This is a genomic window from Niveispirillum sp. (assembly GCF_052437035.1).
Classification (GTDB): Bacteria; Pseudomonadota; Alphaproteobacteria; order Azospirillales; family Azospirillaceae; genus Niveispirillum.
The window spans coordinates 1-26,988 of record NZ_JBQVOH010000016.1; the positions used below are offsets into that span (position 1 = coordinate 1).

Consider the following 26,988-nt stretch of genomic DNA (forward strand, 5'->3'; position numbering starts at 1 on the left):
CCGATGTTCCAGGTGGCCGATTACGGCATCGTCGGCGATCTGTTCAAGATCGTTCCGGAGCTGACCGAGGCGCTGGGGTAAACACGTCGTTCCCTCACCCTCTCAAGCCGAAAAGCTTGGGTGGGTGAGGGAACGCGCCCGCCCTTGAAAACTGTCCCCCTGTGACGGCGGGCATAGCGACCGGCCCCGACCCAATGTTCATGACAGAGTGGGATCATATCTCCGGGTGGGCGGATCATGGACAAGTTGCAGGCCATGCAGGTTTTTGTGCAGGTGGTGGAGCTGAACGGCTTTGCCCGGGCCGCCGACAAGCTGGGCCTGCCGCGCGCATCGGTTACGACCATCATCCAGAATCTGGAGGCCCATCTGGGCACCAGCCTGTTGCTGCGGACGACCCGGCGCCTGTCCCTGACTGCTGACGGGGAGCTTTTTCATGAACGCGCGCTCCGCATCCTGGCCGAGGTGGAGGAGGTGGAGATCGGCTTCACCGAAGGCCGCCGGCATCCCAAGGGCCGGCTGCATGTCGATATGCCCACCTCCATCGGGCGGCTGGTGGTGATCCCGCAATTGCGAGAGTTTCACGCGCGCTACCCCGACATCGAACTGAAGCTGGGCATGAATGACCGGCAGATCGATATTGTGCAGGAAGGGGTGGATTGTGTGCTGCGGGTCGGTGAACTGGCCGACAGTTCCATGATCGCCCGCCGTCTGGGCCTTCTCTCCCGCATCACCTGCGCCAGCCCGGCCTATCTGGAGAAATATGGGCTGCCGCAACGGCTGGAGGATCTGTCGGACCATCAGGGTGTGCGGTATTTCTCCCCCCATCTGGGCAACCGCTCCTACCCGTTCGAATTCGTGAAGGATGGGGTGGAGATCGACATCCCTCTGAAGGGGGCGGTCGCGGTCAATGACAGCGAGGCCTATATTGCCTGCGGGGTTCAGGGCTATGGCCTGATGCAGCCCGGCCTGTTCATGGTGCTGGAACAGTTCCAGCGCGGGGAGTTGGTGGAGGTGCTGCCCGAGTTTCGGCCCCGGCCCATGCCCATCTCTGCCGTCTATCCGCCCAATCGCCAGCCCTCACAGAAGGTGCGGCTGTTCATCGACTGGGTTGTCAGCCTGTTCGAACAATGCCCGATCCTGCAGGGCGCCGATAAGCCCTTTGCCTGTTATCAGCACGTCGCCGCCTGAGAAGGCCGGCGACCGCCGGCCCTGTGCGGAAGGGATTGTTCGGATAATCCGAATTCTGTTGTCGAAAAATCGATATTTATTCGTCGCGGCGAATGGGTGATGCTGCAACTGCTCACTGACCTGCGGACGCCTGTTCGCGGGCTTATTGGCTATTTTGATGCTGAAAGGTGTTATTCTCCAAGCCCTTGCGAAAATGCATGGGTGATAAATGAAAAAAATTTAATCCCTGCGACGGCCATCACAGCGGCAATGCAGCAAACTCGATAAACCTGAGAATTGAGGGAGCCTCATCCGGTCTGGGTGCGGTTCCAAACCCGAAACAAAGGTGTTGGACAAGGGGCCCGGATCGCCGGGCATCCAGGGGCGGCGCTGTCCTTAGAGCAGGCCACTTTTGTGTGATCCCCCGTCGATGGGCGGCGGCGGGAAACCCCTTTCTGCACCCTTCTGGCAAGGAGTGGTACCCATGTCGATGACGCGATCCAAGCTGGCCTGGATGATGGCGGCCGGTGTGTCGCTGCTGGTGATCTCGCTGGCGACGTTGCAGGGGCAGGCGGAAGACAAGCCGGTGGCCGTGGCCGCCATGCCCGCCGTGGAGGTCGATGTGGCCCCCGTCGTGGCGCGCAAGGTGGTGGACTGGCAGAGCTATTCCGGGCGTCTGGAGGCGGTGGAGCGGGTGGATATCCGCCCCCGCGTCTCCGGCACCATCACTGAGGTGCATTTCAGGAATGGGGCGCAGGTGAAGAAGGGCGATGTCCTGTTCACCATCGATCCCGCCCCTTATCGTGCCGAGGTGGCGCGGGCCGAGGCTCAGCTGGCGGCGACCCAGGCCCGGGTTCGCTTCACCAGTGCCGAACTGGACCGTGCCGCCAAGCTGGTGGCCGACAGCACCATTCCCCGCCGCACCCTGGACGAGCGGGAGCATAATGCCCGCGACGCCCAGGCCAGCCTGCGGGCCGCCCAGGCGGAACTGGATGTGGCGAAGCTGAACCTGTCCTACACATCCGTCACCGCCCCCATCTCCGGTCGTGTTTCCCGTGCGGAAATTACCGTGGGCAATGTCGTGGCGGCGGGTGCGACCGGTGTGCCACTGACGACGCTGGTTTCCGTCTCTCCCATCTATGCCTCCTTCGACGTGGATGAGCAGACCTATCTGCGCCATATCGCGTCGGTGAAGGATCAGACCGGTGTGCCGGTGCAACTGGGTCTGGCCAACGAGGCGGAGTATTCCCGCGCGGGCACCATCGATGACGTGGATAACCGGCTGGACCCCGTGTCGGGCACCATCCGCGTCCGCGCCCGCTTTGACAATGCCGACGGCCTGCTGGTCCCCGGCCTCTATGCCCGTGTCAAGGTGGGCGGGTCCGATCCGCAGGCCGCCGTGATGGTCGATGAACGCGCCATCGGCACCGATCAGGACAAGAAATTCGTTCTGGTCGTGGGTGATGACAACAAGGTTTCCTACCGTCCCGTCCTGTTGGGCAGCCGTCAGGAAGGCCTGCGCATCGTCACCGGCGGTTTGCAGCCCGGCGAACGCATCATCGTCAACGGCATGCAGCGCGCCCGTCCGGGCGATGTGGTGAAGCCCAAGGCGGTTGCCATGGAACGCCCGGTCACGCAGGTGGCGACGCGGTAAGGCCACCCCATTCCACCCCTCGCCCGCGATAGCGGGAGAGGGAGGGGCCCGAACGCGCAAGCGTTCGGGAGGGTGAGGGGCCCCCCCCCAATCGTTGCTCCCTCACCCTCCCATCGGCTGACACCGATGGGCCCCTCCCTCTCCCACTGACGTGGGCGAGGGGTGATGACTACTCAAATTCCAAGCCCATCCCATTCCGCACCCCCACGCGGAGCCCGAGGCTATCATGAACATCTCCCGTTTCTTCATCGACCGCCCGATCTTCGCGGGCGTGTTGTCGGTGGTCGTCTTCCTGGCGGGGTTCATCGCCCTGTTCCAGCTGCCGGTCTCCGAATATCCGGAGGTCGTGCCGCCCTCCGTTGTCGTGCGTGCCCAGTATCCGGGTGCTAACCCCAAGGTCATCGCCGAAACCGTCGCCTCCCCGCTGGAGGAGCAGATCAACGGCGTTGAGGACATGCTGTACATGCAGTCCCAGGCCAACAGCGACGGCAACATGGCGCTGACGGTCACCTTCAAGCTGGGCACCGACCCGGACAAGGCCACGCAGCTGGTCCAGAACCGCGTGGCCCAGGCGCTGCCGCGTCTGCCGCAGGATGTGCAGCGGCTGGGCGTGACGACGGTCAAGTCGTCGCCGACCCTGACCATGGTGGTGCATCTGCGCTCGCCCGACGACCGCTACGACATGACCTACCTGCGCAACTACGCCGTCCTGAATGTGCGCGACCGTCTGGCGCGCATTTCCGGGGTGGGTGAGGTGCTGCTGTGGGGTTCGGGCGATTATGCCATGCGCGTCTGGCTGGACCCGCACAAGGTGGCCGAACGCGGCATGACGGCGAACGACGTTGTCAACGCCATCCGTGAACAGAATGTGCAGGTGGCCGCCGGTGTGATCGGCGCCAGCCCGTCGGTGCCCGACGCGCCCCTGCAATTGTCGGTTAACGCCCAGGGCCGTTTGAAGTCGGTGGAGGAATTCCAGGACATCGTCCTGAAGACCGAAGCCGGCGCCGTCACCTATCTGCGCGACGTGGCGCGGGTGGAGCTGGCTGCCTCGCAATATGGCCTGCGCTCCCTGCTGGATAACCAGCCGGCGGTGGCCATCGCCATCAACCAGGCGCCGGGTGCCAATGCGCTGGCCATTTCCGAGACCGTTCGGGAGACGATGGCAGAGCTGCAGGCCGACATGCCGGACGGGGTGGAATATTCCATCGTCTATGACCCGACCCGCTTCGTGCAGGCCAGCATTGACGCCGTGATCCATACCCTGCTGGAAGCCATCGCCCTGGTCGTGCTGGTGGTGATCGTCTTCCTGCAGACTTGGCGCGCCTCTATCATTCCGCTGCTGGCGGTGCCCGTCTCCATCGTCGGCACTTTCTCTCTGATGCTGCTGTTTGGCTTCTCTATCAATGCCTTGTCATTGTTCGGCATGGTGCTGGCCATCGGCATCGTGGTCGATGACGCCATCGTGGTCGTGGAGAATGTTGAGCGTAACATCGCCGAGGGCCTGTCACCGAAGCAGGCCACCTACAAGGCCATGCAGGAGGTGAGCGGACCCATCATCGCCATCGCCCTGACGCTGGTGGCCGTGTTCGTGCCGCTAGCCGCCATGTCGGGCCTGTCGGGTGAATTCTACAAGCAGTTCGCGATGACCATCGCGATCTCCACCGTCATCTCCGCCTTCAACTCGCTCACCCTGTCGCCTGCCTTGTCGGCCCTGTTGCTGAAGGGTCATCATGACAAGCAGGACTGGCTGACCAAGGCCATGAACAAGGTGCTGGGCGGCTTCTTCCGGGGCTTCAACCGCGTGTTTCAGCGCGGGTCCGAAGCCTATGGCAAGGGTGTTGGCGGCGTGGTGCGGCACAAGGGTGCCATGATGCTGCTCTATGTGCTGCTGCTGGGCCTGACGGTCGTCCTGGGCCGTGCCGTGCCGGGTGGCTTCGTGCCGGCACAGGACAAGGAGTACCTGATCGCCTTCGCGCAGCTGCCCACCGGCGCCTCGCTGGACCGGACGGAGGAGGTGATCCGCGCCATGACCGATGTGGCGCTGAAACAGCCCGGCGTCGACCATGCGGTTGCCTTCCCCGGCCTGTCGGTCAACGGTTTCACCAACTCGTCTTCCGCTGGCATCGTGTTCGCCACCCTGAAACCCTATGAAGAGCGGCAGAAGGAAGGCCTGTCGGCCAATGTCATCGCCATGTCCCTGCAGCAGCAGTTCAATGGCGTGAAGGAAGCCTTCGTCGCCGTGTTCCCGCCGCCGCCCGTCATGGGCCTGGGCACGCTGGGCGGGTTCAAGATGCAGTTGGAGGATCGCGGCTCCCTGGGTTATGAGGCGCTGGCCAAGGCCGCCAATGATTTCGTGATGAAGGCTCGCCAGACCCCCGAACTGGGGCCGACCTTCAGCAGCTACGAAATCAACGTGCCGCAGTTGGATGTGAACCTGGACCGCGTGAAGGCCAAGCAGCTGGGCGTGCCCGTCACCGACGTGTTCGAGACGATGCAGGTCTATCTCGGCTCCCTCTATGTCAATGACTTCAACACTTTTGGCCGCGTCTATCAGGTGCGGGTGCAGGCGGATGCCCCGTTCCGCGCCCATGCCGATGATATTGGCCTGCTGAAGACCCGCAATGATCAGGGCGTGATGGTGCCGCTGTCCTCGCTGGTGCAGGTGACGCAGAGCTACGGCCCTGAAATGGTGGTCCGTTATAATGGCTACACCGCCGCCGACATCAATGGCGGCCCGGCGCCGGGCTATTCATCGGGCCAGGCCGAGGCAGCGGCGGAGCGGATCGCGGCAGAGGTTCTGCCGCGCGGGATCAAGTTCGAATGGACCGACCTGACCTATCAGCAGATCCTGGCGGGCAACGCCGCCCTGTGGGTGTTTCCCATCTCCGTCCTGCTGGTGTTCCTGGTGCTGGCGGCCCAGTATGAAAGCCTGACCCTGCCGCTGGCCATCCTGATGATCGTGCCGATGAGCCTGATGTCGGCTCTGGCCGGTGTCTGGATCACGGGCGGGGACAACAACATCTTCACCCAGATCGGCTTCATGGTGCTGGTCGGATTGTCGGCGAAGAACGCGATCCTGATCGTGGAATTCGCCCGCGAGCTTGAAACTCATGGCCGTACGGTCGTCCAGGCGGCTATTGAGGCCAGCCGCCTGCGTCTGCGCCCGATCCTGATGACCTCCATCGCCTTCATCATGGGCGTGGTGCCGCTGATCACCTCCACGGGTGCGGGTGCGGAAATGCGTCAGGCCATGGGTGTGGCCGTGTTCGCCGGAATGCTGGGCGTGACCCTGTTCGGCCTGCTGCTGACCCCGGTCTTCTATGTCCTGCTGCGCTTCATGGTTGGTGCACACCGCAAACAGCCCGAACCGGCGCTGCCGGCCGGCATGGTGGTGGCGGGTGAGTGACCTCTCCTGAAAGCAATACCCCCGCCGGGGCGATCCGGCGGGGGTTGTTGTTTTTCAGGCCTTCTGCTTATGCAGCTTATGCCACAGGAACAGCCCGCCCAGGCCCAGGATGGCCAGGATGATCAGCGCATCGAACCGATGCAGCCAGGTGCTCAGCGTCGGGTTGGAATGCCATTCATTGCCCAGCGCAACCCCGGCATAGCCCATGGCGTCGATCACGGCGATGATGCCTGTGGCCAGGAACTCGATAATATCGCTCAACATACTGTCTGTCCGTTCGCCGGGGCAGCATCCACCCATCGGTGGACCGGTCGCGCTCATATACCGTGCGGGGTTGCGCTGCCAGGGGGCGCCATCATGGTACAGACTTGTGCGCGGTTGTATTGGGTGGTCTGGCTTCTGCGCTTACCAGGGGTGGGGCACCTGTACTAATGTATAGAGTATCAGATCGGCAAATTAGGAAATATTAACGAAGTTGAGCATTTCAACTATTTTGATTCCAAAGGTTATAACCTTCCGATTTGGTGAATGTTCGCTAAGTTCGACGTATGGTTCTGACAGGTCGATGCGCCCACCGCATGATATCTGGAGGAACGCGATGTTGTTCGGAAATAATTCAGACGCCGACGCAATCATCTCTGCCCTGAGCAAGGCCCAGGGTATGATCGAGTTCTCTCCGACAGGAGAAATCCTGAACGCCAATGACAATTTCCTGAAGGTCATGGGCTATCGTCTGGACGAAATCAAAGGCCGTCACCATTCGATCTTCGTGGATGAGACGACGCGCAACAGCCGCGACTATGCCCAACTGTGGCAAAGCCTGCGTGAAGGCAAGCCGGGTCAGGTGCAGATGATCCGGCGGTTGGCCAAGGGCGGGCGCGAGGTTTGGATCCACGGTTCCTACAATCCCGTTTTTGACCGCCGTGGCCATGTCTGCAAGGTCGTGAAGCTGGCCAGCGATGTGACGGTCGATCGGCAGCGGGCGCTGGATGTGCAGGGGCAGTTGGCGGCATTGAACCGGGCGCAGGCCGTGATCAGCTTTGCCATGGATGGCACCATCCTGGATGCCAACGAGAATTTCCTGAAGGCCATGGGCTACCGTCTGGACCAGATTCAGGGCCGCCACCACAGCATGTTCGTCGATCCGCAGGAGGTGGTGACCGACAGCTATCGCTCCTTGTGGGCGGGCCTGCGCGCGGGCCGCTTCAGCCAGGCCGAATATAAGCGTCTGGCTGCCGGTGGCCGCGTCATCTATATCCAGGCCACCTACAACCCGATCCTGGATGAGGATGGCAAGCCCGTGAAGGTGGTGAAGTTCGCCACCGACGTGACCGCCGCCGTCGAGGCGCGTCAGCGTAACGAGCAGACCCTGTCGGCGGTGCAATCCTATCTGGGTGATATCGTTTCGGCAGTGGAGCAGTCCAATAATCAGGCGGAGAACGCGACACAGGCATCGGAACGCACCTCCGTCAGCGTTGCTGCCATCGCCAGCGGGTCTGAACAGCTGGACGCCTCCATCCAGGAAATCGCCCGCTCCATGAGCCATTCCAAATCCGCCACGGAGAAAGCCTTTGAAGAGGCGACCGTGGTCGATGCCGCCACCCAGCGCCTGTTGAACAGCACCCAGTCCATGGACGGGATTGTGAAGCTGATCCAGGATATCGCTGGACGGATCAACATGCTGGCCCTGAACGCCACCATCGAGAGCGCGCGGGCCGGTGAGGCGGGCCGTGGTTTCGCCATCGTGGCGGGCGAGGTGAAGAGCTTGGCCCGGCAGGCTGCCAGCGCCACCGCCAGTATCTCAAACGAGATCGTCAGCCTTCAGGGTGCCGCCGGTGACGTGGCGGAGAAGATGGACGCCATCCGCGGCGCCATCGACGCCGTGCGCGGCTATGTGGTCGGCACCTGCTCCGCCGTGGAGGAACAGAGTGCGGTGGCCCGTCTGATGAACAGCACCATGCGCGGCGCCTCGGGTGACGTGGAAAAGATCCACCATTCCATGGACGAAATCGCCCACTCCACCCGCGCCGCCAACCAGCGCATCGGCAATGTCCGCGACGCCCTGCGCCTGATCGCTTAACGCTTGCAATCCCTGATGGTGACCACACGACGCTGGTCACAGGGAATAAGTGACTGGTTTTGTGAAAGAATTGGCGGACCCGAATGGATTCGAACCATCGGCCTCTGCCTTCGGAGGGCTGAGAACGAGGTGTGGAATCCTGTCACCCATACAGCGTTTTTGGAACACCGGATGCTGTCTTATTATTTACTAAGTATCGTCAATTACAAGGATTTCTGAGGGTTTCGTGGATGTCCTAACATCAGCAGTGCAGCGCGTCTGACCGGGTCACTGGCAAAATCACTGAACTTATGCCAATTTTAAGCGATAGTGCTGGTAATGAGGTTTTCTGCGGGCTCTGACGAACGACGACGTATTCTGACAGTGGCTTAGTTCAGTGATTGGTTCAGTGATTTTCAGCTGGCGACATGATTACGCACCACGTTGTCGAGCCCGGCCACCCTTGTCGAGCAGATCTCTGACGCGATCATTGCGGCCGTCATGGTGCGCGTAGACCTTTTCCCCCGTCTCCACAGTCACGTCCACCCAAGCACATGCCTCCCAGAGCGGCAGGCCAGATTGGGCGAGATGGCTGACGCATGTGTGCCTCAAAACATGCGGCGTCACGCGGGCCGGATCCAGGCCGGCGTTGGCTGCAGCTGAGGCAAAGGATCGCTTGACATCCCGCACGGGCTCGCGAAGAGGACCGTATTCCAGGACATGTGTGTTCGTCCGCCGCCGGGCGTACCTCAAGAACCTCAGCAATCTCTCAGGCGCCCTCAGCCGCCCCCGCCGCTTTGCTGTTTCAGCTCGGCCTTGCGGGCGGAAATCGATGTAACCCGTTTCGAGGTCGACATAGCCACCATCGGGGTTCGGCTGCCATTGCAAGCCGAGGATCGCCTCTTTCCGGCGTCCGGTGTAAAAGCCGAGCAAGATAAACAGCGGCAGATGCCGGCGGACCCTCGCATCGCGCCGGGCGGCGCGGATCAAGCGGGCGACCTCTGACCGTGTCAGATAGACCTCCCGGGGCGGTGACATCGGCGGCAGCCACACCGCCGGGGCTGTCAGGAGATGACCCTCTCGGTGGCAGTGGGACAGTGCGGCCGCTAGAGTGGACAGCTCGCGCCTGACCGTCGCCGGCGATACCGGGACATCTTCATATGCAGGCGGCATGCTGCCTGGGACGCGCCGCCGCTTCTTGCGACCGGCCAGGTATCGTCGACAAGCCTCGCCCTTCACTTCGCTGACCAGTATATCCGACCAGAATCCCCCGAGGGCCTGAATCGCATAGCCAATCCGCTCGGGATCTGCCGCAGACGGCGCATGTTCGCGAGCGTAAAGAGTAAGCACCTGGCCGCACGTCATCGCGTGAGCTGCCTGCGGGCCGCCCGGCGGCGCAGCGGCAGCGGCTTCGGCCCGCTCACGAAGAAGGTTAGCCAGGAAAGCCTCAGCACCGGCCCTGTCTTCGATCAAGCAACCCGTCGCAACCTCCCGCTTCCGCCCGGCTTCCTTCCACCTGACGCTCCAGCGCCATGCCGTCGATCCGGTGGAACAAACTGGCACGAGTTTCGGGGTCGAGCCCACATTTGCAGGCCGCGCAGAAGACTTCTGTCTTGCCATTTATCTACCTCACCCAGCCCGCTTGCCAGTTCCTCCTCGCTTCACCAGGGCGGCAGCTGCCGCCGCCAATGGGGCGGATATGGGCTTGTGGTCAATGGGGGCGGCAGGTCGGACCATATTCCCAAAGGCGGGCTTCTGTGGCTTCGGTCGTGTGGCGGCAATGGTTGCTGGAGCCGAGCCGTGAAGACGGGCGCGGGCCAAATAGTCGGCGATATCATCCTCGCTGACCATAAGGCGGCCAGCGATACGGCACGCGGACAGGCGGCCGGCGGAAATCTCAGCGCGCAGACTGCGGGGCGAGATCAGTCCATCCGGCCGGATCCTGAGGGCTGCCTCATGCAATGTCATGAGCATCATGATGGTTTCCGTCATGGGAGTGTCATGCAGCTAGATCTGAACCGAACACGGCCTCGACTGACACGGTGCCGCGGGACTGTGCAGGGTCCATCCTCAGCCACAAGCCTGGCGGCAGTATTGAATCGTGGGCGACCACCATCGCCTCGCCTAGGGACATGTCTATGGTGTCAACATGACGGATGGCGACGTAGTCAGGTGGAATGTCTACCGTCTCACAATGATCTGGGCATTCGGCGCCGACGGCGCCGGGGGTCAAGCCAGCCCGGAGGGCAGAAATGTAAACGGTGATGGTGGTGTTGGGATCGGAGTCCATCGTTGGCCTCATCATAGGGTTAGCGGTTGAGGCCTCGCCTCCCTGATGAGCTATTCATGGATTTTCGGGAAACCACAAAAATCGACATAAGACGTGCGTTTTTTTTGGCATCAAAAAAGGGCCACGCCATCCCTGGCGCGGCCCATCCGACACACTCTATATATGTGTGTGTCCCGCGCGTCAGGTCTCCGGCTCAGCGAGTATTTGCATAATGCGGACCAGCTGATCCATCGTCACGCTACGGTTCAACCTTAGCCATGCTTTACCTGGCTCACCCACTACCTGCGTGACTTGCATTGCCGTCGGTGCGGAGGCCTCACTGACTGCCGGGCAGATGTCGGACGGATCGCAATTCAGGGCCCGGGCCATGGCCGCGAGATGTTTCGCGCCCGGTATGCTCTTGCCGAGGCAATAAACCGATACCGAATCGCGCCCGATTCCGGCCGCTCGGGCCAGCTCCGATTGATTCCAGCCCTTCTTCTCCATCAGTCCTTGCAATCTTTGCGCGATCTCACCGCGCAGTGCCTCACGCGGACCTTGTAAATCCAGTACGCTGACCTTGGCGTCCACGCTGGTTCCTGCGGGCATCTGATATGTCCTATTTTCATAGCTCTAGCATTTCTTATATCTAACATGCCAATCGACAATCCGACAAGCGATTTTTTCGACCGACATTTTGCCGGTCTCGGCACCGCATTTTATCATCTGGGTAGCAGCGATCTCACCGACGATGGAGGATGCGTCATGAATATTGATACCCCAATCGACCGCTCAAAGGAGTTCTATTCTCCTGTAAAAGATGAGTCATGTACCAGTTTATGGAGGGCTGTATTTCATCGCGCATATAATGATGCCACGACACCTGTCCCTCCATATTCTGTTTTACAGCACATGCGCATCCGCGAGATTCATTCTGCTAGGGCTCTTTTCTTAAAATCCGGCTTCCGAGATGACCTCGAGATGATATGCGACCTGGCGGATATCGACATGCCGCTGCGTCGAGATGTGCGTGATGCGATCATGTCGGCTACCGCAGCCGACGGCTCGCATATGATCGACGTACCAGCAAAAAAGTGCTTGCTCAGCTCGGTGGAGTGACTCAGTTTTCTTCCCGGGCGGTCGGCCAGCAGCCAGACCCGCCTGAGGAGGTCACCATGTCGCAGTCACAGTCACACATACGTCATCGCTACGACGCCGACGCCATCCGGGCCCAGCACGACATAGTGGATCTGGCCCGCCAGGACGTCCCGCATGGGCGTCTGATCCAGCAGGGCGGATATTACCAGGCTTTATGTCCTTTTCATGACGAACGGAATCCTAGCCTGTCGATCGATCCGAGGGCGCAGCGATATCGCTGCCACGGTTGCGGCAAGGCGGGCGATATCATCCAGTGGGTGATGGATCGCGATGGTGTCACCTTCCCCGAGGCCTGCGCTACCCTCGGTGGCGAGAGAGAGATCGACCACACTACATCGCGCATCCCAACCCCGCGTCCTGCACCTCCGCCCCGGCCAACCCCGGCCTACACCGCGACCGATGCAGATACGGTCTATCGCTGGCTACTCCCGCGGATGCCGCTCTCTACGCAGCATCGCGAGCAGCTGATGGCCCGCCGCGGCACAGCCATGTCGGCCGAGCAGATGGATGCGATGATTGAGCGCGAGGCCTATGGCACGGTCCCAGCCGACGTCGATCTGAGTGTGATGGGCTACGAGCTGGCGCGGGAGATCGGCACCATGGGGCCGACCGCTCGCAGTGTGCCGGGCGTCGGCGGCACCGGCGGCGGCGCAAAAATTGGCCTCACACCCGGCGCGCTGGTGGTACCGGTCAGGGATGCCGACGGGCGTATAGTGGCGCTCCGCCAGCGGATCGTGGGGTCGGACGGAAAAAAAGCCTACATATACCCGACCGGCACCCGCCCGGCGGTCCATCACCCAGTACGTGTACCTGGCCGACAGTACGCGGATGGCGTGGTCTGCATCACCGAAGGCGAAATCAAGGCGGCGATTGCTGCTGCGATGACAGACACCTATACGATCTCAGTGCCTGGCGCCGCCTTTGTCGAGGCCGCTGTCCAGGCCGTCCGTGCTCTCGGCGCCAGCGCGATCAGGGTTGCCTATGACATGGACTGGCAGCAGAAAAGTAGCGTCAGCGGCCATCTCGTGGCGATGATCCAAGCCCTACGCGACGAGGCCGGCATAGGCGTCGATCTAGCGTACTGGGGGGGCGTACATAAGGGTCTCGACGACGCCCTGACGGCATCCCAGGAGGTCAAGACCGTACATGTAGACGATGAGCTGCTGGCCGAGCTGACCCAGCACCACCAGGAGCTCCTCGAGCGCGATCGAGCCACTCGTGCTGCTCCGCGCCAGGCCCAGGCCGCCGATACCGCCGTCCCCACCCCACACGATGCAGATACGACGCAGCCGGCGCACGAGGACCCGATGACCACGACCACCGCCACAGCCCAGACCACCGCCACCGTCACCCTGATGTCGATCGATGAGGCCATCGCGGCGCTACCCGTGCCTGTCGTTGCAGATGACGCAGATCTCGGTCTCGACCTGGGTGGTGGACATGAGGAGGCGCGTGACATTGAGGCACAGCTGGCGCAGATGTCGCAGATGTCAGCCGCCGACCTGCTGGGCGATCAAGAGGTGCTGCAGCGAGCCCGGATCCTCCTCGATCACGGCCGGATGTGCGGGGCCGAGACGGTGCGTGCCCTAGGCCAGCAGCGCTGGTCAGCCATCCTCGAGATATGCCAAAAGCTGGACTCCTTGCCGTCGGATGAGGCCCGTCTGGAGCTCGTCCGCGCCGTCCGGTGGTACCTCTCGCACACCAGGAGCGAGATAGGGGTCGCACATCGTATCACGGAGATCATCCGTGACCGGGCGATGTATGTACATGGTGACGGCTGGTATTACTACGATAGCGTGAGATGGGCCAAAGACAGCAAAGAGGCCAGTCGCGTTCGTCAACTGATCGAGCGAGCAATACTTGCGATGTATGACTCTGAGTATAGTGCAGTAAAAATACTGACAAAGCATACGATTTATGGCCCTAACATTGATGCCAAGAGACTTTATATGTCAGAGGACTCCCGGAAAACGCCGGAGTCTGTTGAAATCGAAGAGCACGCAAAATGGCTGCAGAAGCTCTGCACTGAGCGCGTGATCGGCTCCACCCTCAAGCTGATTCTGCCGTGGCTGACCCAAGACTCAAAAAGGCTCGATAGCCTCGAGTATCGGCACTTGTTGGTCGCGCAGAACGGCATCATCGACTTGCGAACCGGTGAGTTGATCCCACATTCGCCGAAGTACCTGATCACGAAAGCTGTATCATGCGCCTATGACCCTGAAGCAAAATGCCCAGTATTTGAAAAATTCACGGCTGAAATTCTTGCTGAAGCCGACAAGACGCTAGATCCTGAATATTACGCATATATTCAGCGCGTTTTTGGCTACTCGATCTGGGGTGATGCTCGCGAAGAAGTGATCTTCTTCCTGGATGGCCCAGGCGGTAACGGAAAGTCAAAGTTATTGGAGACTGTTTTCTTTGTGATGGGAAGTTATGCTAAGGCCATTAAACCAAATCTTCTCCTCGATACTGGAGAAAGTTCGGCCCATGGCCCTGAACCGACGATTGTAGCCTTAAAAGGCATTCGCTATGTCATGACTTCGGAACCGAAACGCGGGGCCCATATGGATGAGGGGGTCGTAAAACAACTGACAGGTCGCGACACGATAACGGCGCGAAATCTTTACGAGAATGATGAAATTGAACTTCAAGTTGTCGGAAAATTCTTCATATCTTGCAATGAAAAGCCGAGAATCAAAGGAACAGAGCGTGGTATTTGGCGCAGGCAGGAGGTAATCGACCCGAAGCATATTTGGCGGACCGAGAAAGATACTGATCCAGATCTTCAGCATTTGCCGATGGCCGACATGGAGCTGGACGACAAGCTCCGCGCGGAGGCCCAGGGCATCCTTGCCTGGCTCGTGCGAGGGTGCCTCGAGTGGCAGAAGATGAAGCTTTGCCGCCCCCCACGAGCTCTAGCCGCGATCCAGGCCTATCGTGGGGAAAATGATCGAGTTATGCAATTTTTGCAGGATTGCACCGAACGGCGAGATGGGCATAGCAGTTCGGTCGGACAGTCAGAGCTATACCGCATCTATCAGATGTGGTGCGAGGAATCCGGATCACACCCCCTGGCGAAAGACCGCTTCGGCGCGGCCATGCGCGACCACCGCATGCAAGAGGGACGGACCGGCCCCATCGGGCGAACATGGCGCGGTATCGTCATCATCCCAGAGGTCCGTGACCGGCTCATGTCGCGGACCCGTGGATGGGGTGGGTCCACCGGTGGCGGCGGTGGAGACTGGGTGCCCCGTCAGAGCCAGGACCCGGAGCCGACACGGTCTGCGACCGTCAGCCGTAGAGTCTGAGCCCCCCAAAAATTTCGCTCTGGTGTCGAAAATGACGACCGACAGAGACCTCTATAGGACATATCATGAGCAGCATCTTCTCCACCGGCACCCCATGGACTCCCGCCGAAGACCAGATCCTCCGTCAGCTCTGGGCGGAGGGCATATCCTCCGCAGATATAGCCCGCAGAATTGGCCGGTCCCCCAGAGCGGTCATCAGCAAGGCCTTCCGCGACCGCCTGCGCGCCCGCCGCATGCGCGATCAAGATGACGAGCTCGCCAGGTCGCACCTCACGACCTGCCTGTCCTGCCTCAAACCTTTCGCCGCCGAATGGCGGGGAAACAGGATCTGCCTGAAATGTAAAGAAGATCATGCGGCCCTTGGCATGGCCGCCGGCTACGACGAGCATTCGATTGCCTTTTGACCTTCACATGAGCCTGTGTTGGCAAAGTTCGAACTTTGCCAACACATGCCACCCATCAGTGGATGACGGCTGCCTCGATCTCGATCTCTGCCGCCGCCATGATCGCAGCTCGCACCCGGCGGATATCAGCTCCCCTCCAAAATCCCCGGCGCAATCGGTCCAGCAGCTCGGGTGACAGGTCCGCCCGATAGCCGCCCATCTGCTGGGCGACTTGAACGCGCATTGTCTCGATCACCTGATCTGCATATTGCAGCCCCGGCCTGTCGACCTGGACGATCCGCAGACGGCTGAGCAGCGGCCACGGAATACCCTTGACGCTATTCGCTGTCAGAATCCACGTAATATGCGACAGATCAATCGTGCATCTCAGACAATCGTCATAATATTTCCGGCCTGTCTCAGGCTCCATCATCGTAATAAGCGTTTCCGCGATTTTGCCATTATTCCGACCTTCTGACTCTTTTTCGATTTCATCGATCAGAATGATTGGATTGCAGCTTTTGGACCGCGCAATAGCATCCACCGGGCGCGAAGGATGAGCACCCCGGTAGCCTGATGCCGTCCCCGAAAAGTCTCGATTGTCGCTCATGCCGGCCGCATTGACCGCTTCGAAATGCACGCCTGCAGCCTCGGCGATGATCCGAGCGGCGGCGGATTTGCCGCTACCTGGCGGACCGACAAGCAATGTCGGCCGAAGGCCAAACTCTGCCCGCATTCGCAGCTCTGGGCCGATCGCACGGATCAGTCCGCGCGCCCAGGGCATCTGCTGGCGCATCGCGTCGGCCACACCGGCAGTGCGACCAGCATGGGGCTGGGCATGGACGAGATGCTCGTAGCCGGGATGCTCGATTTTTTTCCGGGGCGGCGGGACGGGGGTAGCAACGGCTGGCGCCAAAGGGATAGGCTGGGCAGCGGGCTTCAGTTTGACAGCTTGATCCACTGCGTATGGCCGAAGCTCGTCATCGACCAGGTCGGCCAGCGCGCTCCGAGCGCCGCCTTTGTGGGACATAGCTTTCCGACGCGGCGTTTCTTCTGCCGGTTCTAACCGCTTCAGATACCTAGTTTTAATATAAAATGCGAATAGTTCATCAGCTGGATTGTCAAATTCTCTAATCAAGGTCATGAAATTCCTACGCGCACCAGCTCGAAAATGCGCGATAGTTCTATTGTATTCTTTGTATTTTTCGTCATCCATCAGGCCGAATTGCTCCTGGCCGTACCGGATCACTAAACGCGCACAGATCACGGCGCGCGTCATGTAGCCGGCAGCGCGAATGACATCGACGGACGAGAAAATCATCATGGTCGAGGCATATGTGGCGATCTGGGTCATGCCGCCACATGGAAGAGGGTCGACGCAATCGGGGCCGAGCCGGTCGATGGCCACCGACGCAGCATCAGCGGCGGCGCGCGCGATCTGGTCCGGCGAGCCTCGGCGTAGGGCCAGCGTGGTTTCGGCACCGAAAATGTCTTTGCGGAGCTGTCCTTCGGCCCAGCCAATTAGGCTGCAGAGCGTGTGACCGGCCTCGGCAAGGTCTACCTTGTCATCACTCGAGGGCAGACGGGCGACAGAAAAAATGTCCTGATCCAGCATGGCATGCGCATCCCATAGATATGCAATCCGAGAAATCGGTCCGGCAATCCACAGGTATGCGTATGAGCTGGGTGTGCGTGGTCATGGACCCTATATGAGTCAGTCGGTCGCCGGCGTCAAGGCCCAGGCCGACCAAGCCCGCACACGAGTGCGCAGATCATCGACATAACGGACAATCGCATCGCGTCCGGCAGGGCCGATGCAGGCCACAGCCGTCGGGTCTCCCGGCGCGATGAATACCGCTGATGGTGGCAAGATCGGCTCCAGCAGCTCAGGTGGCGGATCGGCCTGCACAGCGACCGGGACAAGGGTCGGCGGCGGCGGCGCTGATGTGCAGCCGGGCATAAACATTAAGGCAAAAACAATCAGCATCAATAGCTTAAAGCCGCCCATCTTGCGCCCCCATCCAACGGTTGAGGTCATCGACGGTCTGCGGGGGCGGCTGCGGGGGCCGCTTTATCTCGCGCAGGGCCCGCTCGGCAGCCCGAGCCGCTCGCCTGTCGGCATCGGCGCGCATCTGATGGATCGCGGCGGTCTGTGTGGTCAGCGCGAGCCGGATCTCCTCGGTGGCAGCCTGGGCCGATCGCAGATCAGCACGCAAGGCGCCCACGATCAGCAGGTGTGCGACCACGGCAGCGGCAGCCACCAGCACTGCCCAGACCTGCCAGTATGACAGGATACGTGCGATGAGGGCTGTCATGCGCGACCCTCCATGCGATCGCGGATCCGGGCATAGATGGCCAGGGCCGCACCGGCGATGATCAGGGCGGCCAGCACATATTTGAGTATGGCGCTGTCGATGCCGAGGCTGGCCAGACCTTCATGCACCGGTCGGATGGTATCCTGGGCTTCGACGATAACGGAGCCGGCCGTCGCGGCGATCACCGTCGCCGATCCGCCGATGGTGCGGCTGGCGGCCAGGGGTTTGGCCTCGGCCATGGCGGCAGGGGCGATCTTTTCAGTCCCCTCGAGATAGAGGGCGGACTCCTGCGCCCGACGGGCCACAAGTCCGGGCAGATCGATGCGTTTACCGTCGACCGTGCCCTTTGTCCAAAGGTTGAAAGCGCGGGCCGCGGCGACATCATCGCCGGCGTTATGGCGGCGCAAGACCGTTGAACCGCCAAATCTTTTTTTGCCGAGGCCGATATTGTATGCGAGGGAGATCAGCGCAGCCAACTGTTGGGCACTGGCAGGCGCCCGCAGTTTCGCGACCACGCCGTCTGCGAAAAACCGGACGTCCTCGTCCAGCATCGCATCGCACTGAGCGCGAGAAAAGCCATTGGGCCACAGGGACTGTGCCCGCGCCAGCCCGGCCTTACCCTTGAGCTGCTTGCCCGTATCCGGATCCAGCAGGACCCTGCCCCAACCGACCGTCACATAGCCGGTCGGACACAGGATCGGGTCGCTGTGCGGCGTGCGCGTGTCTCCATCATGCCAGCCCTCGTATCCCTTGATCATCGGGATGGCGATCGCGATGGCCGCGTCGATGACGGCTTGGGTGATGACGGTGCTCATGGAGACATTCCTGCGAAAATAGCGATTGACAGTGACCACTATTAACGACAGCTTAGGACATCACGCAGCAGCAGCGCAAATAATCGCCCAGAGGAGGGGCAACTAAATTGGGGATACGATCAACCTGCCGGTCGCCGCCACGGATGTAGCGCCGACCAGCACCGCCACCGCCGCCAAGACCACGACCTGCCGCTACTGCGGTGCGGCCGTTGAGATCTCGGCCTGCTCTTGCTCCTGCGGGGCGCTCAAGATCCAGCTCAACCCATCTGGCCTTGCCATGGGATGCTATGCCAGCCTTGTTGCTGGCATGGAACAGATCCCCATTTATTTCCTGCCGATCGCGTTATTGGCCTGCGCGCTGTTGTATTCAGTCGCAGCAAGCCGATCGAGGGCTGGCAAGTGCTTCTGGCTCAGAATTTAAGCCGCCTAAGCCGCGGGCGGCCGATCGTCGGTCCAGCGCCCGGTGTCGATGGCGTCCAGCATGATGGCCAGTCCCGCACGGGCGTGCGCCAGATGGGATACACCGCTCTCCGGGTCAACATCCTCGCCGGCATACCAGGCTGCCAGGTGGCGCAGCACTGCGCCGTAATAGACGGACCCAATCAGATCCGATCGGCGCCAATCCCAGCGGCCATATTTGGTGGCGCCATGCGCGAAGGCCCGCGCCTCGGCCATCAGGGCGGCCGGCGGGAGAAGCTGGAGCGGCGCTTTGCCGGCCGATGCGCTGACTTTTTTTGGGGTCTCAGTCATCATGTCCTCCGAAATATCAAGCGGCCAGCCAAGACGGCTGATGGGCGCCGGCGTGGACTGTCCCGCCATGGGGCGCGTCCACAAAAATCTGGGTCTGGATCGTGGTGCCCCAGCGTGGATGGTCGAGATGCAGGGCCTGGCCGGGAGGGTGCGGTTCGAACCGCATCGATCTAGCCCACTCGTCATAGCCCTTGAGGCAGTCGTTCACCGTGATCCCTGGCAGCGTCATGTACTGGTGGAAATGACCCAGCAGCACATGGTCGATATGGCAGCCGCTGGCCGCATAGGCGGCTTTGAGCCTTTTGCAGCCGCGGATGATCGGGCCGGCGGCACCAATAATACCATCGCCTCCCTTGACCCCCAGACTGTCCCCGTGGGTCAGCATGTACTTTTTGCTGTAGACGCTAAATAGCGCGTCGTTGCTTTCGGCAATTTGCCAAGTGATTTCCGTAACACTAGACAATTCACGCTTGGCGATTTGATACGCGAGCCAGTCAGCATTGGTCGCGTTGCGCTTCTTTGCGTATGTTTTGTGGGTGGTCCGGCCATGATTACCAGTTACGCAGACTACATGGACGCGGCCAAATGCCTTTTGGATTTCGCGCAGGGCGGCAGTGATTTCGCCTGACAGCGTGAGCACGGTCTCCATCAGCGTGAGCTCGTTGGACAGCGCGAGCTCCTCGTGGATGTCGCCGGAAACCATGTCGCCGCCGAGGCACACCACGATCCCGTCGTAGGCTGGGCTGGCGATATGCTCGTAGCAAAAATCGATGGTCCGCGTGACGAGGTTGCGCAGACGCTGACGGCCGATCGAGAGATCAAATGCGTTGTAGCCGTCCATCTGCTTGCGATCGACGGTCTCGCCCAAGTGCCAGTCAGACCACATGGCCACCGGGATGCCGGACGTCTTGACCGCTGTCGGGGCCTGTCGCGTCCAGGTCGGGACGGGCAGTTCCGCCGCGCCGGCGGCACCGATCACCTCCAGCACCCGATCTTCGGTCAGGCCATGTCGATGGGCAGCCCGCAGCTCGCGTCGCAGGCGTGAGACCTCGTCCTCGAGCGCAACGATTTTGCGGCTGGCCGGCGATGCGTCCAGCTGGATCGGAGCCGGCTTTTCGGGGGGCACCTCAGGTGCAGTCTGCCGCAAGCGCCTGCCGAAGGTAACCCGGTCCATGCCGGCGGCGGCGGCGGCGCGCCCGATGTTGCCATGCTCAGCGACCAGGGCGGCCGCAACATCGCGGGTGATATCCGGCCGGGAAAATTTGGGAGGCATATTGCGGCTCTCACGATCTGCTGCGACCTCAAAATCCTACAGATCAAAGCGAGCAGAGTGCAAATTTTTGAGGATTCCTGCGGACTATGGCACCTCGCGGAAACCCACGGCGTCGAATATGCTGTGATTGTGGACCAGCGATCGCGATGCAATTTCTGACGTCTCGCTCGGTGTCGCGTCACAGGTCAAAATCGCATGCACGATGCGTCCGTCCACAGGATCGACGTAAAATCCGGCATTGCGCACGGGGCGTCGATCGACGCCGTGATAGGCCGGTGGAGACGGCTCCGCGATAGGGTTCCAGGCAGAGTAGGAGCCGCTGGTGTAGCCGATCTTATAGCGCGGTCCATCCAGGCGCTGGATCTCGTCCAGATCATAGGGCCCATCGATCAGCACCTGGATGTAACCGGGCTGCTGCGGCGTTTCCACGCCGATGAAATAATTGCGCGTCGTGTCGTGTCGGATCTCCTGCGACCCATCCCCCGGCTCGTGCCCCTGCCCCTCAGAGATGATGATGTAGAGCGCCTCACCCTGGGCTGAGTATGGGATGACATTGCCAGCCGGCAGTTTTTGCGGCTGACCGGCGAGATCAAGCGTCAGGCCAGCCAGTTCAGCAGCTGTAGGGGGCAGCATCATTGGGCCGATCACCCGTTTGATCTGCCAGCGCCGCCAGAGATCAATCGTCTCGCCCGCGCCGAGATAGCGCCATTCGGTCACACCGCCAGGACCAGGACCCAGAGAAACCGGCACGACCTGCGTAAAAGCGTAAACATCCTGGCCATATCCATAATATTCCCACCAGGAAAGGAATCCGGTGCGTGTATCCGTGCGGTTTGCTTTACTTATGACGATTTCTTTTCGGCCCGTGCCACCGATCACAGGATCGGGTAGGACAAGGTCAACGACGGAAAATGTCCGCTTGTTGACTACCGCCGGATTATCACCTTCGGACCGCGGGATGATCTCATAGCGCAAAGTCAGATTGAAATTCGGGTCACCGGGATCGTACGACAGCGACGTCGGCTGAAAAATCAGCTGCGACAGCGGAAAGTCGTCACGGACCGACGGGTATTCGGTGCCGATTTCGCCTGCCACCGGTCGCAGGCGGACGCTCTCGACAATCGGCGGAATGGAGATAGGTCCGCCGAATGCACCGGCCCTGCCATTGCCAGTCAAACGCGTCTCGAGCTCACATGCGAGGCCTGTCTCCGGCAGCCAGATCGTCGGCAGAGATATCGGTCGGGATGTATCAGTCGCGGTCAGGCCTGTGTAGCCGGGCGCTGTACCCAGCACTTTTGCGTTCGTAGCCGTTGTCGGCGATGTCCATGTCAGATAGTAAGCACCTAGATAACTAAAGGTCGAGGTGAAAATAACCCAGCGCGGTCCGCTTGTATCAGCAATAAAACCCAGTACGAAATCGTTGATCCAACCAGTCGCGCGGCCAACGAATGTATCGAATATTTTTTCAACAATCCAATTCGTCGGCGCCACAGCGTCACGGATCAGCAAAGCCGCGGTGTTGACCCCGGTCACTGCACTGATATAGAGCGCGATAGCCATCGGGCGGCCATCGGGCCGGGTCCCACCCCCGACGATGCGTAGGACCCGCGTTGCAGGCACCAGCGAGCCGCCGCTGACCTCGAAGACACTATTCATGGTGCGATCAAGGTCAACAGACACCAGATCTTGTGCGGGCGGACGCGCATTGCGGATAAGCTTGAAGTCGATCTCATAATACCCCACGCCGTCGATTGTGCGCAGAGGTGGGCCGGACGGCGGCTGGATCTGTGCATACCCGCGGACTGACGGCGCCCATGGCAGGCGCCAGGGCACGACACCGACCGGCCGCGATCCGCCGAGGGCCTTCTTGGTGACGATCATGGCTCGAAGGACCCTGTCAGCTGGAGATAGTAGACGCCGCTTGTCTCACTATATTGTGCGACCACCCGATCTGTACTACCAGATGTGGTAGACCAGTCGGGTTGAGACCCGCCATCCCACTGACCGGGGATCGACACCGTCCGCGGCCCGCTGGACGCCCAGGTGATCAGCAGGATGATGATATGCGAGCGCTTGCGCGCGGTGCCGCCATAGACCTGCTCGGCCGGCACCGGTGCCCGTGGCACCCAGGTTACGGATGCGGATGAGCCCGGTACAGACCAGGCAACCACACCGCCCAGGGCAGGATCGATTGTCACCGACGCGCCGGAAAGTGATTGCTCCAGCTCCCCGACGTTGAGCGCGTCAAAAGCTTTGATGATGGTGTGCTTGCGGTCATCGTGGGATACGAAGCCGCCCGCCTCGACCGTGGTCGGCGACGTCTGATTGCGGGTCCGCGTGGATCCGGTCCTCAGGCCCGCCGTGTCACGGATCTGCGGCCGGCGCTCTCCTGGCGGCAGTTGTGGCGCCCGCAGAACGGGATCGAGTGCTGTCATGGTCAGCCCTCCAGATCAATATATCGTGGCAGTGGGACAAGGATTGGACTAGATGCTGTGGTTGCCGACGCGGTGAGCGTTTCCAGACCCTCCAGCAATCGGAAGGTCACATAGAGCCCGGCAGGCTTATCCCTCAGTGCTGCCTGTGGGTCAGCTGCGCCGGTGATTGCGGCGGTCTGAATTGAGATCGTGTTTTCGGGCACGATCGACTGAATAAGATATCCAGGAGGGTCCGCCCGCAGCTGGCCAGCATCAACCGGGACCGATGGGGGCGCAAAGCCCGCCGTCGGAAAGGGAGGCAGGCCCACGGACAGGGCATCGACCCCGCCCGCGATATCTCGATATGACCCCATCGAGACACTGGCCGTCGCTCCCGGCGTGGTGCGGCCACGGCCACGGCCAATGATGGCACCGATCGTCAGACGCGTATAACAGCCGTCTGGCTCTACGATCATCTCATACGAAATAATCTTTCCGTAAACCCGCCCGCCCGGCAACCTCTCGTCGATAATCGTCAGCGCCTGGGCGCAGCTGATATCCCAGTAGGGGGCCAGGGGCACGACGCAGGAGATCTCGAGCGCGCGGGCTGAGCGCAGCAGGCGGGCGACGGCCCGCTGCGTGACATGTCGGACAATGCGATCCCCCAGGGCCGACCATGTCCAACCGGAACCGGACTGCGCATAGAGGGCGGATGCCTGCGGGACGATGTATCGGCTCTCCGACACGCTGTACTGCACGCCTCCAGAGATCGATGGGCCCAGGGTATATAGATCAGTCGCATAGGCGCCCAGGGTCAAAGACAGGTCCTGCAGGTCCAGCGTTTCCACCTCTTCACCCGCGTCCAGCACGTCTTGGGCGTCGGACTCATAGGCCAGCTCCAGCGTCTCTTCGCGCGACTGCTCATAGGTCGCGCGAACAACCATGCGTCCGATATAGGTGACGCGGTCGAATGTTACCTGCCGGGCATTCGTCGGGACCGCGTCAAACACGGGGTCGCCGGTAGGCCTCGTTGCCACCGTGACCGGCACACTAACCTGGGAGCGGGCGACCTCTTGTAAGCGCGCATCGATCACCTCGTATCCGCTGCTGGCGTCGATGCCGGGCGATGACCAGACAGACTCCAGCGCGTCGGGCGTCAGCGTGGCAAAGCGTGTGCGGATATGGGGGCCAGGTTCGGGCTCGAGCGCGTCAGCGACATAGTCGGCGGCGTCGAATGTCACGGCGCTGGATTGAAGCCAGGCGGCACGGACGATGTAGCGGATCCGGCGGATCGGGGCCTCGGCCAGCGAGATGGACAGGGAGTCCGCGTCATGGCCCGTGATGTCGGTCGGCAGCGGGGCAGATATCGCCAGCGGCGGACCGTCGGCGATCGGCGACATCGACAGCGCGCCAGTGCGGCGATCCCAGTGAGGGAGGACCGGTCGAGCAGCCAGGACCTCGTCCAGTTCGTCGGCGCGGTCGGGTGATACCAGCAGCGGCTCCCACTGATCGCCAGTCTTGAGGGCGGCGAGCTGGCTGCGCAGGATGTCCTGCCATCCAGATGGCTGGGCGAGCAGCTCCAGGGTCTGGGTGGCGCCGGCCAGCGCGATAGGTATACCGGTCAATCGGCCCGCAAAGAGCAGACGGGTCGCGGTCACGGCGCCGGCGCCGTCCAGAAAATCAGCGGAGATGTAGGCCCGGCGCTTGCGGCCGGCGGCGAGCAGCTTGGCGCCCGTGGACCGGATCTCGACTTCTGCGCGTGGAAATTCGCCCTCGGATTCTGAGATCTTGAGATTGAAGACCTGCTCATCTTCGCGGCGGTGCGTGGATGGGGAATAAGCCTCCCCATCATCGACCCAGGCAAAATAGATGGTGCCGAGGATGTCAGACATGATCGATCAGGCCTCCTCCAGGGACAGAGACCAGCCCTCGGACGCGGCATATTCGTCGGTGTCGTAGGAGAGATCGGCGACGAGCATGGTCAGGATCGGCCGGAATTCGGCGTATACAATCGGGGCTGAGAAGGTCGCGACGCGATCGATCAGGCTCGACAGGGTGGCGCGCGTACCGTCGGCCTGGTAGCCCCGGACGGAGCCTGATACGGGCGTGCGCGGCAGGGTGACGGACGTGCCGCTGGCGGGGACACGCAGGCGCTGGATGCAGTGGACGGTGACGGCTGACCCACGGACGATGCCGGCCAGGGCTGGAGTGCTGACGCCAGTGGCCCGGATATCGGACCGGTATTTGCGCGAGGCGGCACGGGTCAGATCGACGGCTGCGCCATTGATCGTGCGCCGAATATCGCCGTTGTCGATCAGCTCCAGCGTCTGCGTGATATTCCGACCAGCGCCGGTCGGGATCGCGACGCCGGAGATGAATAGGTCTGTCTCGGGCAGAGTTGGCATGGGGGCGAAACTCACAGACGATGTCGGACGCTATCGGTAGACAGATTCGATAGCATGCGGAGTGTATCAGGCGGCGGTGGTGGGGGCAAAAATTGGGGTCGGTGATGTGGGATGGGACGGGTGGGCGCGCGGGGAGCGTCGGGGAAGACAGCGCCGGCAACTGCGCCTGGGCGGAATGAAATGGAGCGGTGGGAGTGATGTAGGTGGAGGGATGGGGCTGGCTTACGGCGGCTGCGCCGCCGCGTGGGGGGCAGGGAAGAGAAAGTCTGTCGGGGTCCTGGATTGGGAACCAGTGGGGTAGACCGGTAAGGCCCTACGGGCCTTTTTTGGGGGACTATCGGGAATTCCGTGCTCGGCTGGGCCATAGTGATGCGAAAGGAGCTTCACGATGGCACGACGCAAGGACCCGATTATCCCCGATGCGCTTCTGGACCAGCTGCTGGCCGGCGGTGACGCGAAGGCGGCCTTTGACCAGAACGGCCTGCTTGATCAGCTGAAGAAGGCGCTGGCGGAGCGTGTATTGAAGGCGGAGATGGATCACCATCTTGCCGGCGACGAGAGCGGCAACCGGCGCAACGGCTATGGCCGCAAGACGGTGCTGACGGATACGGGGTCGGTGGAACTGTCGATCCCGCGTGACCGGGCCTCGACCTTTGATCCGCAGCTGATCGGCAAGTACCAGCGTCGGTTCCCCGGGTTCGACGAGAAGATCATCTCGATGTATGCGCGGGGCATGTCGACGCGGGAGATCACCGGGCATCTGCGGGAGCTGTACGGGATCGAGGTGTCGGCGGACCTGATCTCGGCGGTGACGGACGCGGTGCTGGAAGAGGTGGCGGCCTGGCAGACCAGACCACTTGAAGCCGTCTATCCGCTGGTTTTCCTGGACGCGCTGCGGGTCAAGATCCGGGACGAGAGCCTCGTGAGGAACAAGGCGATCCATATCGCCATCGGTGTGCGGGTGGATGGCACCAAGGAGGTGCTGGGCCTGTGGATCGAGCAGAATGAGGGGGCGAAATTCTGGCTGCGGGTCCTGAACGAGCTGAAGAACCGCGGGGTGGAGGACATCCTGCTGGCCGTGGTCGATGGGCTGAAGGGCTTTCCGGAAGCCATCGCCGCCGCGTTTCCGGAAACGAGCGTGCAAACCTGCATCGTCCATCTCCTGCGCCACAGCATGGAATTCGCCTCCTGGAAGGACCGCAAGCCGGTCGCCGCCGCACTCAAACAGGTTTACGACGCCTTGGATGACACGGAGGCGGAGAAGGCCCTGACCGCATTCGAACAAGGCCCCTGGGGGCAGAAATATGAGGCCATCGGCAAGGCTTGGCGCCGGGCCTGGCAGGAAGTCATCCCGTTCTTTGCCTTTCCGCGCGACGTCAGGCGCATACTCTACACAACAAATACCATCGAGGCCCTGAATTCAAAGCTACGCCGCGCCGTCCGCGCCAAGGGCCATTTCCCCAATGACGAAGCCGCGCTGAAACTGCTGTTCCTGGTCTTGAACAGGGCCGAGAAAGAGTGGAAAATGCCCGCACGTGAATGGACGGCGGCCAAGGCTCAGATGGCAGTCCTGTTCGGCGACAGGTTCACAAAGGCGATGAACGCCTGATTT

The 26,988-nt window shown here is 61.5% G+C and carries 22 protein-coding genes; 8 read left to right on the top strand and 14 right to left on the bottom strand.

The genetic code is table 11. The features are described from left to right. The first annotated feature begins 237 nt into the window (after positions 1-237). The 3 genes from ACT6Q8_RS24115 (at position 238) to ACT6Q8_RS24125 (ending at position 6,227) form a co-directional block, all read left to right on the top strand. Positions 238-1,188 (top strand): LysR family transcriptional regulator, encoded by a 951-nt coding sequence (locus ACT6Q8_RS24115; RefSeq protein ID WP_054170540.1) that lies wholly within the window; start codon positions 238-240, stop codon positions 1,186-1,188. Between the two features lie 463 nt (positions 1,189-1,651). Next, the gene (locus ACT6Q8_RS24120; protein ID WP_054170541.1) at positions 1,652-2,821 is read left to right on the top strand and encodes an efflux RND transporter periplasmic adaptor subunit; all 1,170 of its coding nucleotides are present in this window, start codon (positions 1,652-1,654) and stop codon (positions 2,819-2,821) included. Positions 2,822-3,047: 226 nt separating this feature from the next. Beyond that, a complete protein-coding gene (locus ACT6Q8_RS24125; RefSeq protein WP_054170394.1) occupies positions 3,048-6,227 on the top strand; it encodes an efflux RND transporter permease subunit in 3,180 nt (1,059 codons plus the stop codon). Between the two features lie 54 nt (positions 6,228-6,281). On the opposite strand, the gene ACT6Q8_RS24130 is transcribed toward ACT6Q8_RS24125, so the two are convergent. Next, the gene (locus ACT6Q8_RS24130; RefSeq protein ID WP_444735125.1) at positions 6,282-6,491 is read right to left on the bottom strand and encodes a hypothetical protein; all 210 of its coding nucleotides are present in this window, start codon (positions 6,489-6,491) and stop codon (positions 6,282-6,284) included. A gap of 334 nt (positions 6,492-6,825) precedes the next feature. Here ACT6Q8_RS24130 and ACT6Q8_RS24135 point away from each other — a divergent pair, with 334 nt between their 5' ends. After that, positions 6,826-8,307, top strand: coding sequence for a methyl-accepting chemotaxis protein (locus ACT6Q8_RS24135; protein WP_444735124.1), 1,482 nt, complete (start codon positions 6,826-6,828; stop codon positions 8,305-8,307). A 411-nt stretch (positions 8,308-8,718) separates the two neighbouring features. On the opposite strand, the gene ACT6Q8_RS24140 is transcribed toward ACT6Q8_RS24135, so the two are convergent. The 3 genes from ACT6Q8_RS24140 to ACT6Q8_RS24150 form a co-directional block, all read right to left on the bottom strand. Continuing rightward, positions 8,719-9,906, bottom strand: coding sequence for a tyrosine-type recombinase/integrase (locus ACT6Q8_RS24140; protein ID WP_444739447.1), 1,188 nt, complete (start codon positions 9,904-9,906; stop codon positions 8,719-8,721). A 379-nt stretch (positions 9,907-10,285) separates the two neighbouring features. After that, positions 10,286-10,576, bottom strand: a complete 291-nt coding sequence (locus tag ACT6Q8_RS24145) for a hypothetical protein (RefSeq protein ID WP_444739448.1) — start codon at positions 10,574-10,576, stop codon at positions 10,286-10,288. Positions 10,577-10,756: 180 nt separating this feature from the next. Beyond that, positions 10,757-11,146: a helix-turn-helix domain-containing protein gene (locus ACT6Q8_RS24150; RefSeq protein ID WP_444735123.1), complete on the bottom strand. Its 390-nt coding sequence runs from the start codon at positions 11,144-11,146 to the stop codon at positions 10,757-10,759. 63 nt (positions 11,147-11,209) lie between these two features. On the opposite strand from ACT6Q8_RS24150, the gene ACT6Q8_RS24155 reads away from it, so the two are divergent. The 3 genes from ACT6Q8_RS24155 to ACT6Q8_RS24165 all read left to right on the top strand — a co-directional run bounded on the left by ACT6Q8_RS24155 (position 11,210) and on the right by ACT6Q8_RS24165 (position 15,425). After that, positions 11,210-11,674 (top strand): hypothetical protein, encoded by a 465-nt coding sequence (locus ACT6Q8_RS24155; protein WP_444735122.1) that lies wholly within the window; start codon positions 11,210-11,212, stop codon positions 11,672-11,674. A gap of 56 nt (positions 11,675-11,730) precedes the next feature. After that, the gene (locus ACT6Q8_RS24160) at positions 11,731-15,021 is read left to right on the top strand and encodes a phage/plasmid primase, P4 family (protein WP_444735121.1); all 3,291 of its coding nucleotides are present in this window, start codon (positions 11,731-11,733) and stop codon (positions 15,019-15,021) included. A gap of 65 nt (positions 15,022-15,086) precedes the next feature. Then, entirely contained in the window at positions 15,087-15,425 is a 339-nt protein-coding gene (locus ACT6Q8_RS24165; protein ID WP_444735120.1) for a GcrA family cell cycle regulator, read from the top strand. 55 nt (positions 15,426-15,480) lie between these two features. Here ACT6Q8_RS24165 and ACT6Q8_RS24170 read toward each other — a convergent pair whose 3' ends face one another. From ACT6Q8_RS24170 to ACT6Q8_RS24215, 10 genes are all read right to left on the bottom strand, one after another. Beyond that, positions 15,481-17,019: an AAA family ATPase gene (locus ACT6Q8_RS24170; protein WP_444735119.1), complete on the bottom strand. Its 1,539-nt coding sequence runs from the start codon at positions 17,017-17,019 to the stop codon at positions 15,481-15,483. Positions 17,020-17,118: 99 nt separating this feature from the next. Further along, entirely contained in the window at positions 17,119-17,412 is a 294-nt protein-coding gene (locus ACT6Q8_RS24175) for a hypothetical protein (RefSeq protein WP_444735118.1), read from the bottom strand. Further along, positions 17,399-17,719, bottom strand: coding sequence for a hypothetical protein (locus ACT6Q8_RS24180; protein WP_444735117.1), 321 nt, complete (start codon positions 17,717-17,719; stop codon positions 17,399-17,401). Before ACT6Q8_RS24180 ends, ACT6Q8_RS24175 begins: the two co-directional genes overlap by 14 nt. Beyond that, positions 17,716-18,534 (bottom strand): lysozyme, encoded by an 819-nt coding sequence (locus ACT6Q8_RS24185; protein ID WP_444735116.1) that lies wholly within the window; start codon positions 18,532-18,534, stop codon positions 17,716-17,718. The genes ACT6Q8_RS24180 and ACT6Q8_RS24185 overlap by 4 nt, the downstream gene beginning before the upstream one ends. 426 nt (positions 18,535-18,960) lie before the next feature. Further along, positions 18,961-19,353 carry a dATP/dGTP diphosphohydrolase domain-containing protein gene (locus ACT6Q8_RS24190; RefSeq protein WP_444739449.1) on the bottom strand — a complete coding sequence of 131 codons (393 nt, stop codon included), beginning with the start codon at positions 19,351-19,353 and terminating at the stop codon, positions 18,961-18,963. Further along, positions 19,301-20,557, bottom strand: coding sequence for a hypothetical protein (locus ACT6Q8_RS24195; RefSeq protein WP_444735114.1), 1,257 nt, complete (start codon positions 20,555-20,557; stop codon positions 19,301-19,303). The genes ACT6Q8_RS24190 and ACT6Q8_RS24195 overlap by 53 nt, the downstream gene beginning before the upstream one ends. Before the next feature lie 84 nt (positions 20,558-20,641). Next, complete coding sequence (locus ACT6Q8_RS24200; RefSeq protein WP_444735113.1) at positions 20,642-22,438, bottom strand: hypothetical protein; 1,797 nt, start codon at positions 22,436-22,438, stop codon at positions 20,642-20,644. Beyond that, a complete protein-coding gene (locus ACT6Q8_RS24205; protein ID WP_444735112.1) occupies positions 22,435-22,992 on the bottom strand; it encodes a hypothetical protein in 558 nt (185 codons plus the stop codon). The genes ACT6Q8_RS24200 and ACT6Q8_RS24205 overlap by 4 nt, the downstream gene beginning before the upstream one ends. A 2-nt stretch (positions 22,993-22,994) precedes the next feature. Beyond that, entirely contained in the window at positions 22,995-24,863 is a 1,869-nt protein-coding gene (locus ACT6Q8_RS24210) for a hypothetical protein (RefSeq protein WP_444735111.1), read from the bottom strand. 6 nt (positions 24,864-24,869) lie between these two features. Further along, the gene (locus ACT6Q8_RS24215; RefSeq protein WP_444735110.1) at positions 24,870-25,376 is read right to left on the bottom strand and encodes a hypothetical protein; all 507 of its coding nucleotides are present in this window, start codon (positions 25,374-25,376) and stop codon (positions 24,870-24,872) included. Positions 25,377-25,764: 388 nt separating this feature from the next. On the opposite strand from ACT6Q8_RS24215, the gene ACT6Q8_RS24220 reads away from it, so the two are divergent. Next, entirely contained in the window at positions 25,765-26,985 is a 1,221-nt protein-coding gene (locus ACT6Q8_RS24220) for an IS256 family transposase (RefSeq protein ID WP_444735109.1), read from the top strand. Positions 26,986-26,988 lie beyond the last annotated feature (3 nt).

What these genes read in the sequence shown, in the direction of transcription:
- ACT6Q8_RS24115 (WP_054170540.1), top strand. Translation starts at nt 238, where the DNA reads ATGGACAAGTTGCAGGCCATGCAGGTTTTTGTGCAGGTGGTGGAGCTG.
- ACT6Q8_RS24120 (WP_054170541.1), top strand. Translation starts at nt 1,652, where the DNA reads ATGTCGATGACGCGATCCAAGCTGGCCTGGATGATGGCGGCCGGTGTG.
- ACT6Q8_RS24125 (WP_054170394.1), top strand. Translation starts at nt 3,048, where the DNA reads ATGAACATCTCCCGTTTCTTCATCGACCGCCCGATCTTCGCGGGCGTG.
- ACT6Q8_RS24130 (WP_444735125.1), bottom strand. Translation starts at nt 6,491, where the DNA reads ATGTTGAGCGATATTATCGAGTTCCTGGCCACAGGCATCATCGCCGTG.
- ACT6Q8_RS24135 (WP_444735124.1), top strand. Translation starts at nt 6,826, where the DNA reads ATGTTGTTCGGAAATAATTCAGACGCCGACGCAATCATCTCTGCCCTG.
- ACT6Q8_RS24140 (WP_444739447.1), bottom strand. Translation starts at nt 9,906, where the DNA reads ATGGCAAGACAGAAGTCTTCTGCGCGGCCTGCAAATGTGGGCTCGACC.
- ACT6Q8_RS24145 (WP_444739448.1), bottom strand. Translation starts at nt 10,576, where the DNA reads ATGGACTCCGATCCCAACACCACCATCACCGTTTACATTTCTGCCCTC.
- ACT6Q8_RS24155 (WP_444735122.1), top strand. Translation starts at nt 11,210, where the DNA reads ATGCCAATCGACAATCCGACAAGCGATTTTTTCGACCGACATTTTGCC.
- ACT6Q8_RS24160 (WP_444735121.1), top strand. Translation starts at nt 11,731, where the DNA reads ATGTCGCAGTCACAGTCACACATACGTCATCGCTACGACGCCGACGCC.
- ACT6Q8_RS24165 (WP_444735120.1), top strand. Translation starts at nt 15,087, where the DNA reads ATGAGCAGCATCTTCTCCACCGGCACCCCATGGACTCCCGCCGAAGAC.
- ACT6Q8_RS24170 (WP_444735119.1), bottom strand. Translation starts at nt 17,019, where the DNA reads ATGCTGGATCAGGACATTTTTTCTGTCGCCCGTCTGCCCTCGAGTGAT.
- ACT6Q8_RS24175 (WP_444735118.1), bottom strand. Translation starts at nt 17,412, where the DNA reads ATGGGCGGCTTTAAGCTATTGATGCTGATTGTTTTTGCCTTAATGTTT.
- ACT6Q8_RS24180 (WP_444735117.1), bottom strand. Translation starts at nt 17,719, where the DNA reads ATGACAGCCCTCATCGCACGTATCCTGTCATACTGGCAGGTCTGGGCA.
- ACT6Q8_RS24185 (WP_444735116.1), bottom strand. Translation starts at nt 18,534, where the DNA reads ATGAGCACCGTCATCACCCAAGCCGTCATCGACGCGGCCATCGCGATC.
- ACT6Q8_RS24190 (WP_444739449.1), bottom strand. Translation starts at nt 19,353, where the DNA reads ATGGCGGGACAGTCCACGCCGGCGCCCATCAGCCGTCTTGGCTGGCCG.
- ACT6Q8_RS24195 (WP_444735114.1), bottom strand. Translation starts at nt 20,557, where the DNA reads ATGCCTCCCAAATTTTCCCGGCCGGATATCACCCGCGATGTTGCGGCC.
- ACT6Q8_RS24200 (WP_444735113.1), bottom strand. Translation starts at nt 22,438, where the DNA reads ATGATCGTCACCAAGAAGGCCCTCGGCGGATCGCGGCCGGTCGGTGTC.
- ACT6Q8_RS24205 (WP_444735112.1), bottom strand. Translation starts at nt 22,992, where the DNA reads ATGACAGCACTCGATCCCGTTCTGCGGGCGCCACAACTGCCGCCAGGA.
- ACT6Q8_RS24210 (WP_444735111.1), bottom strand. Translation starts at nt 24,863, where the DNA reads ATGTCTGACATCCTCGGCACCATCTATTTTGCCTGGGTCGATGATGGG.
- ACT6Q8_RS24215 (WP_444735110.1), bottom strand. Translation starts at nt 25,376, where the DNA reads ATGCCAACTCTGCCCGAGACAGACCTATTCATCTCCGGCGTCGCGATC.
- ACT6Q8_RS24220 (WP_444735109.1), top strand. Translation starts at nt 25,765, where the DNA reads ATGGCACGACGCAAGGACCCGATTATCCCCGATGCGCTTCTGGACCAG.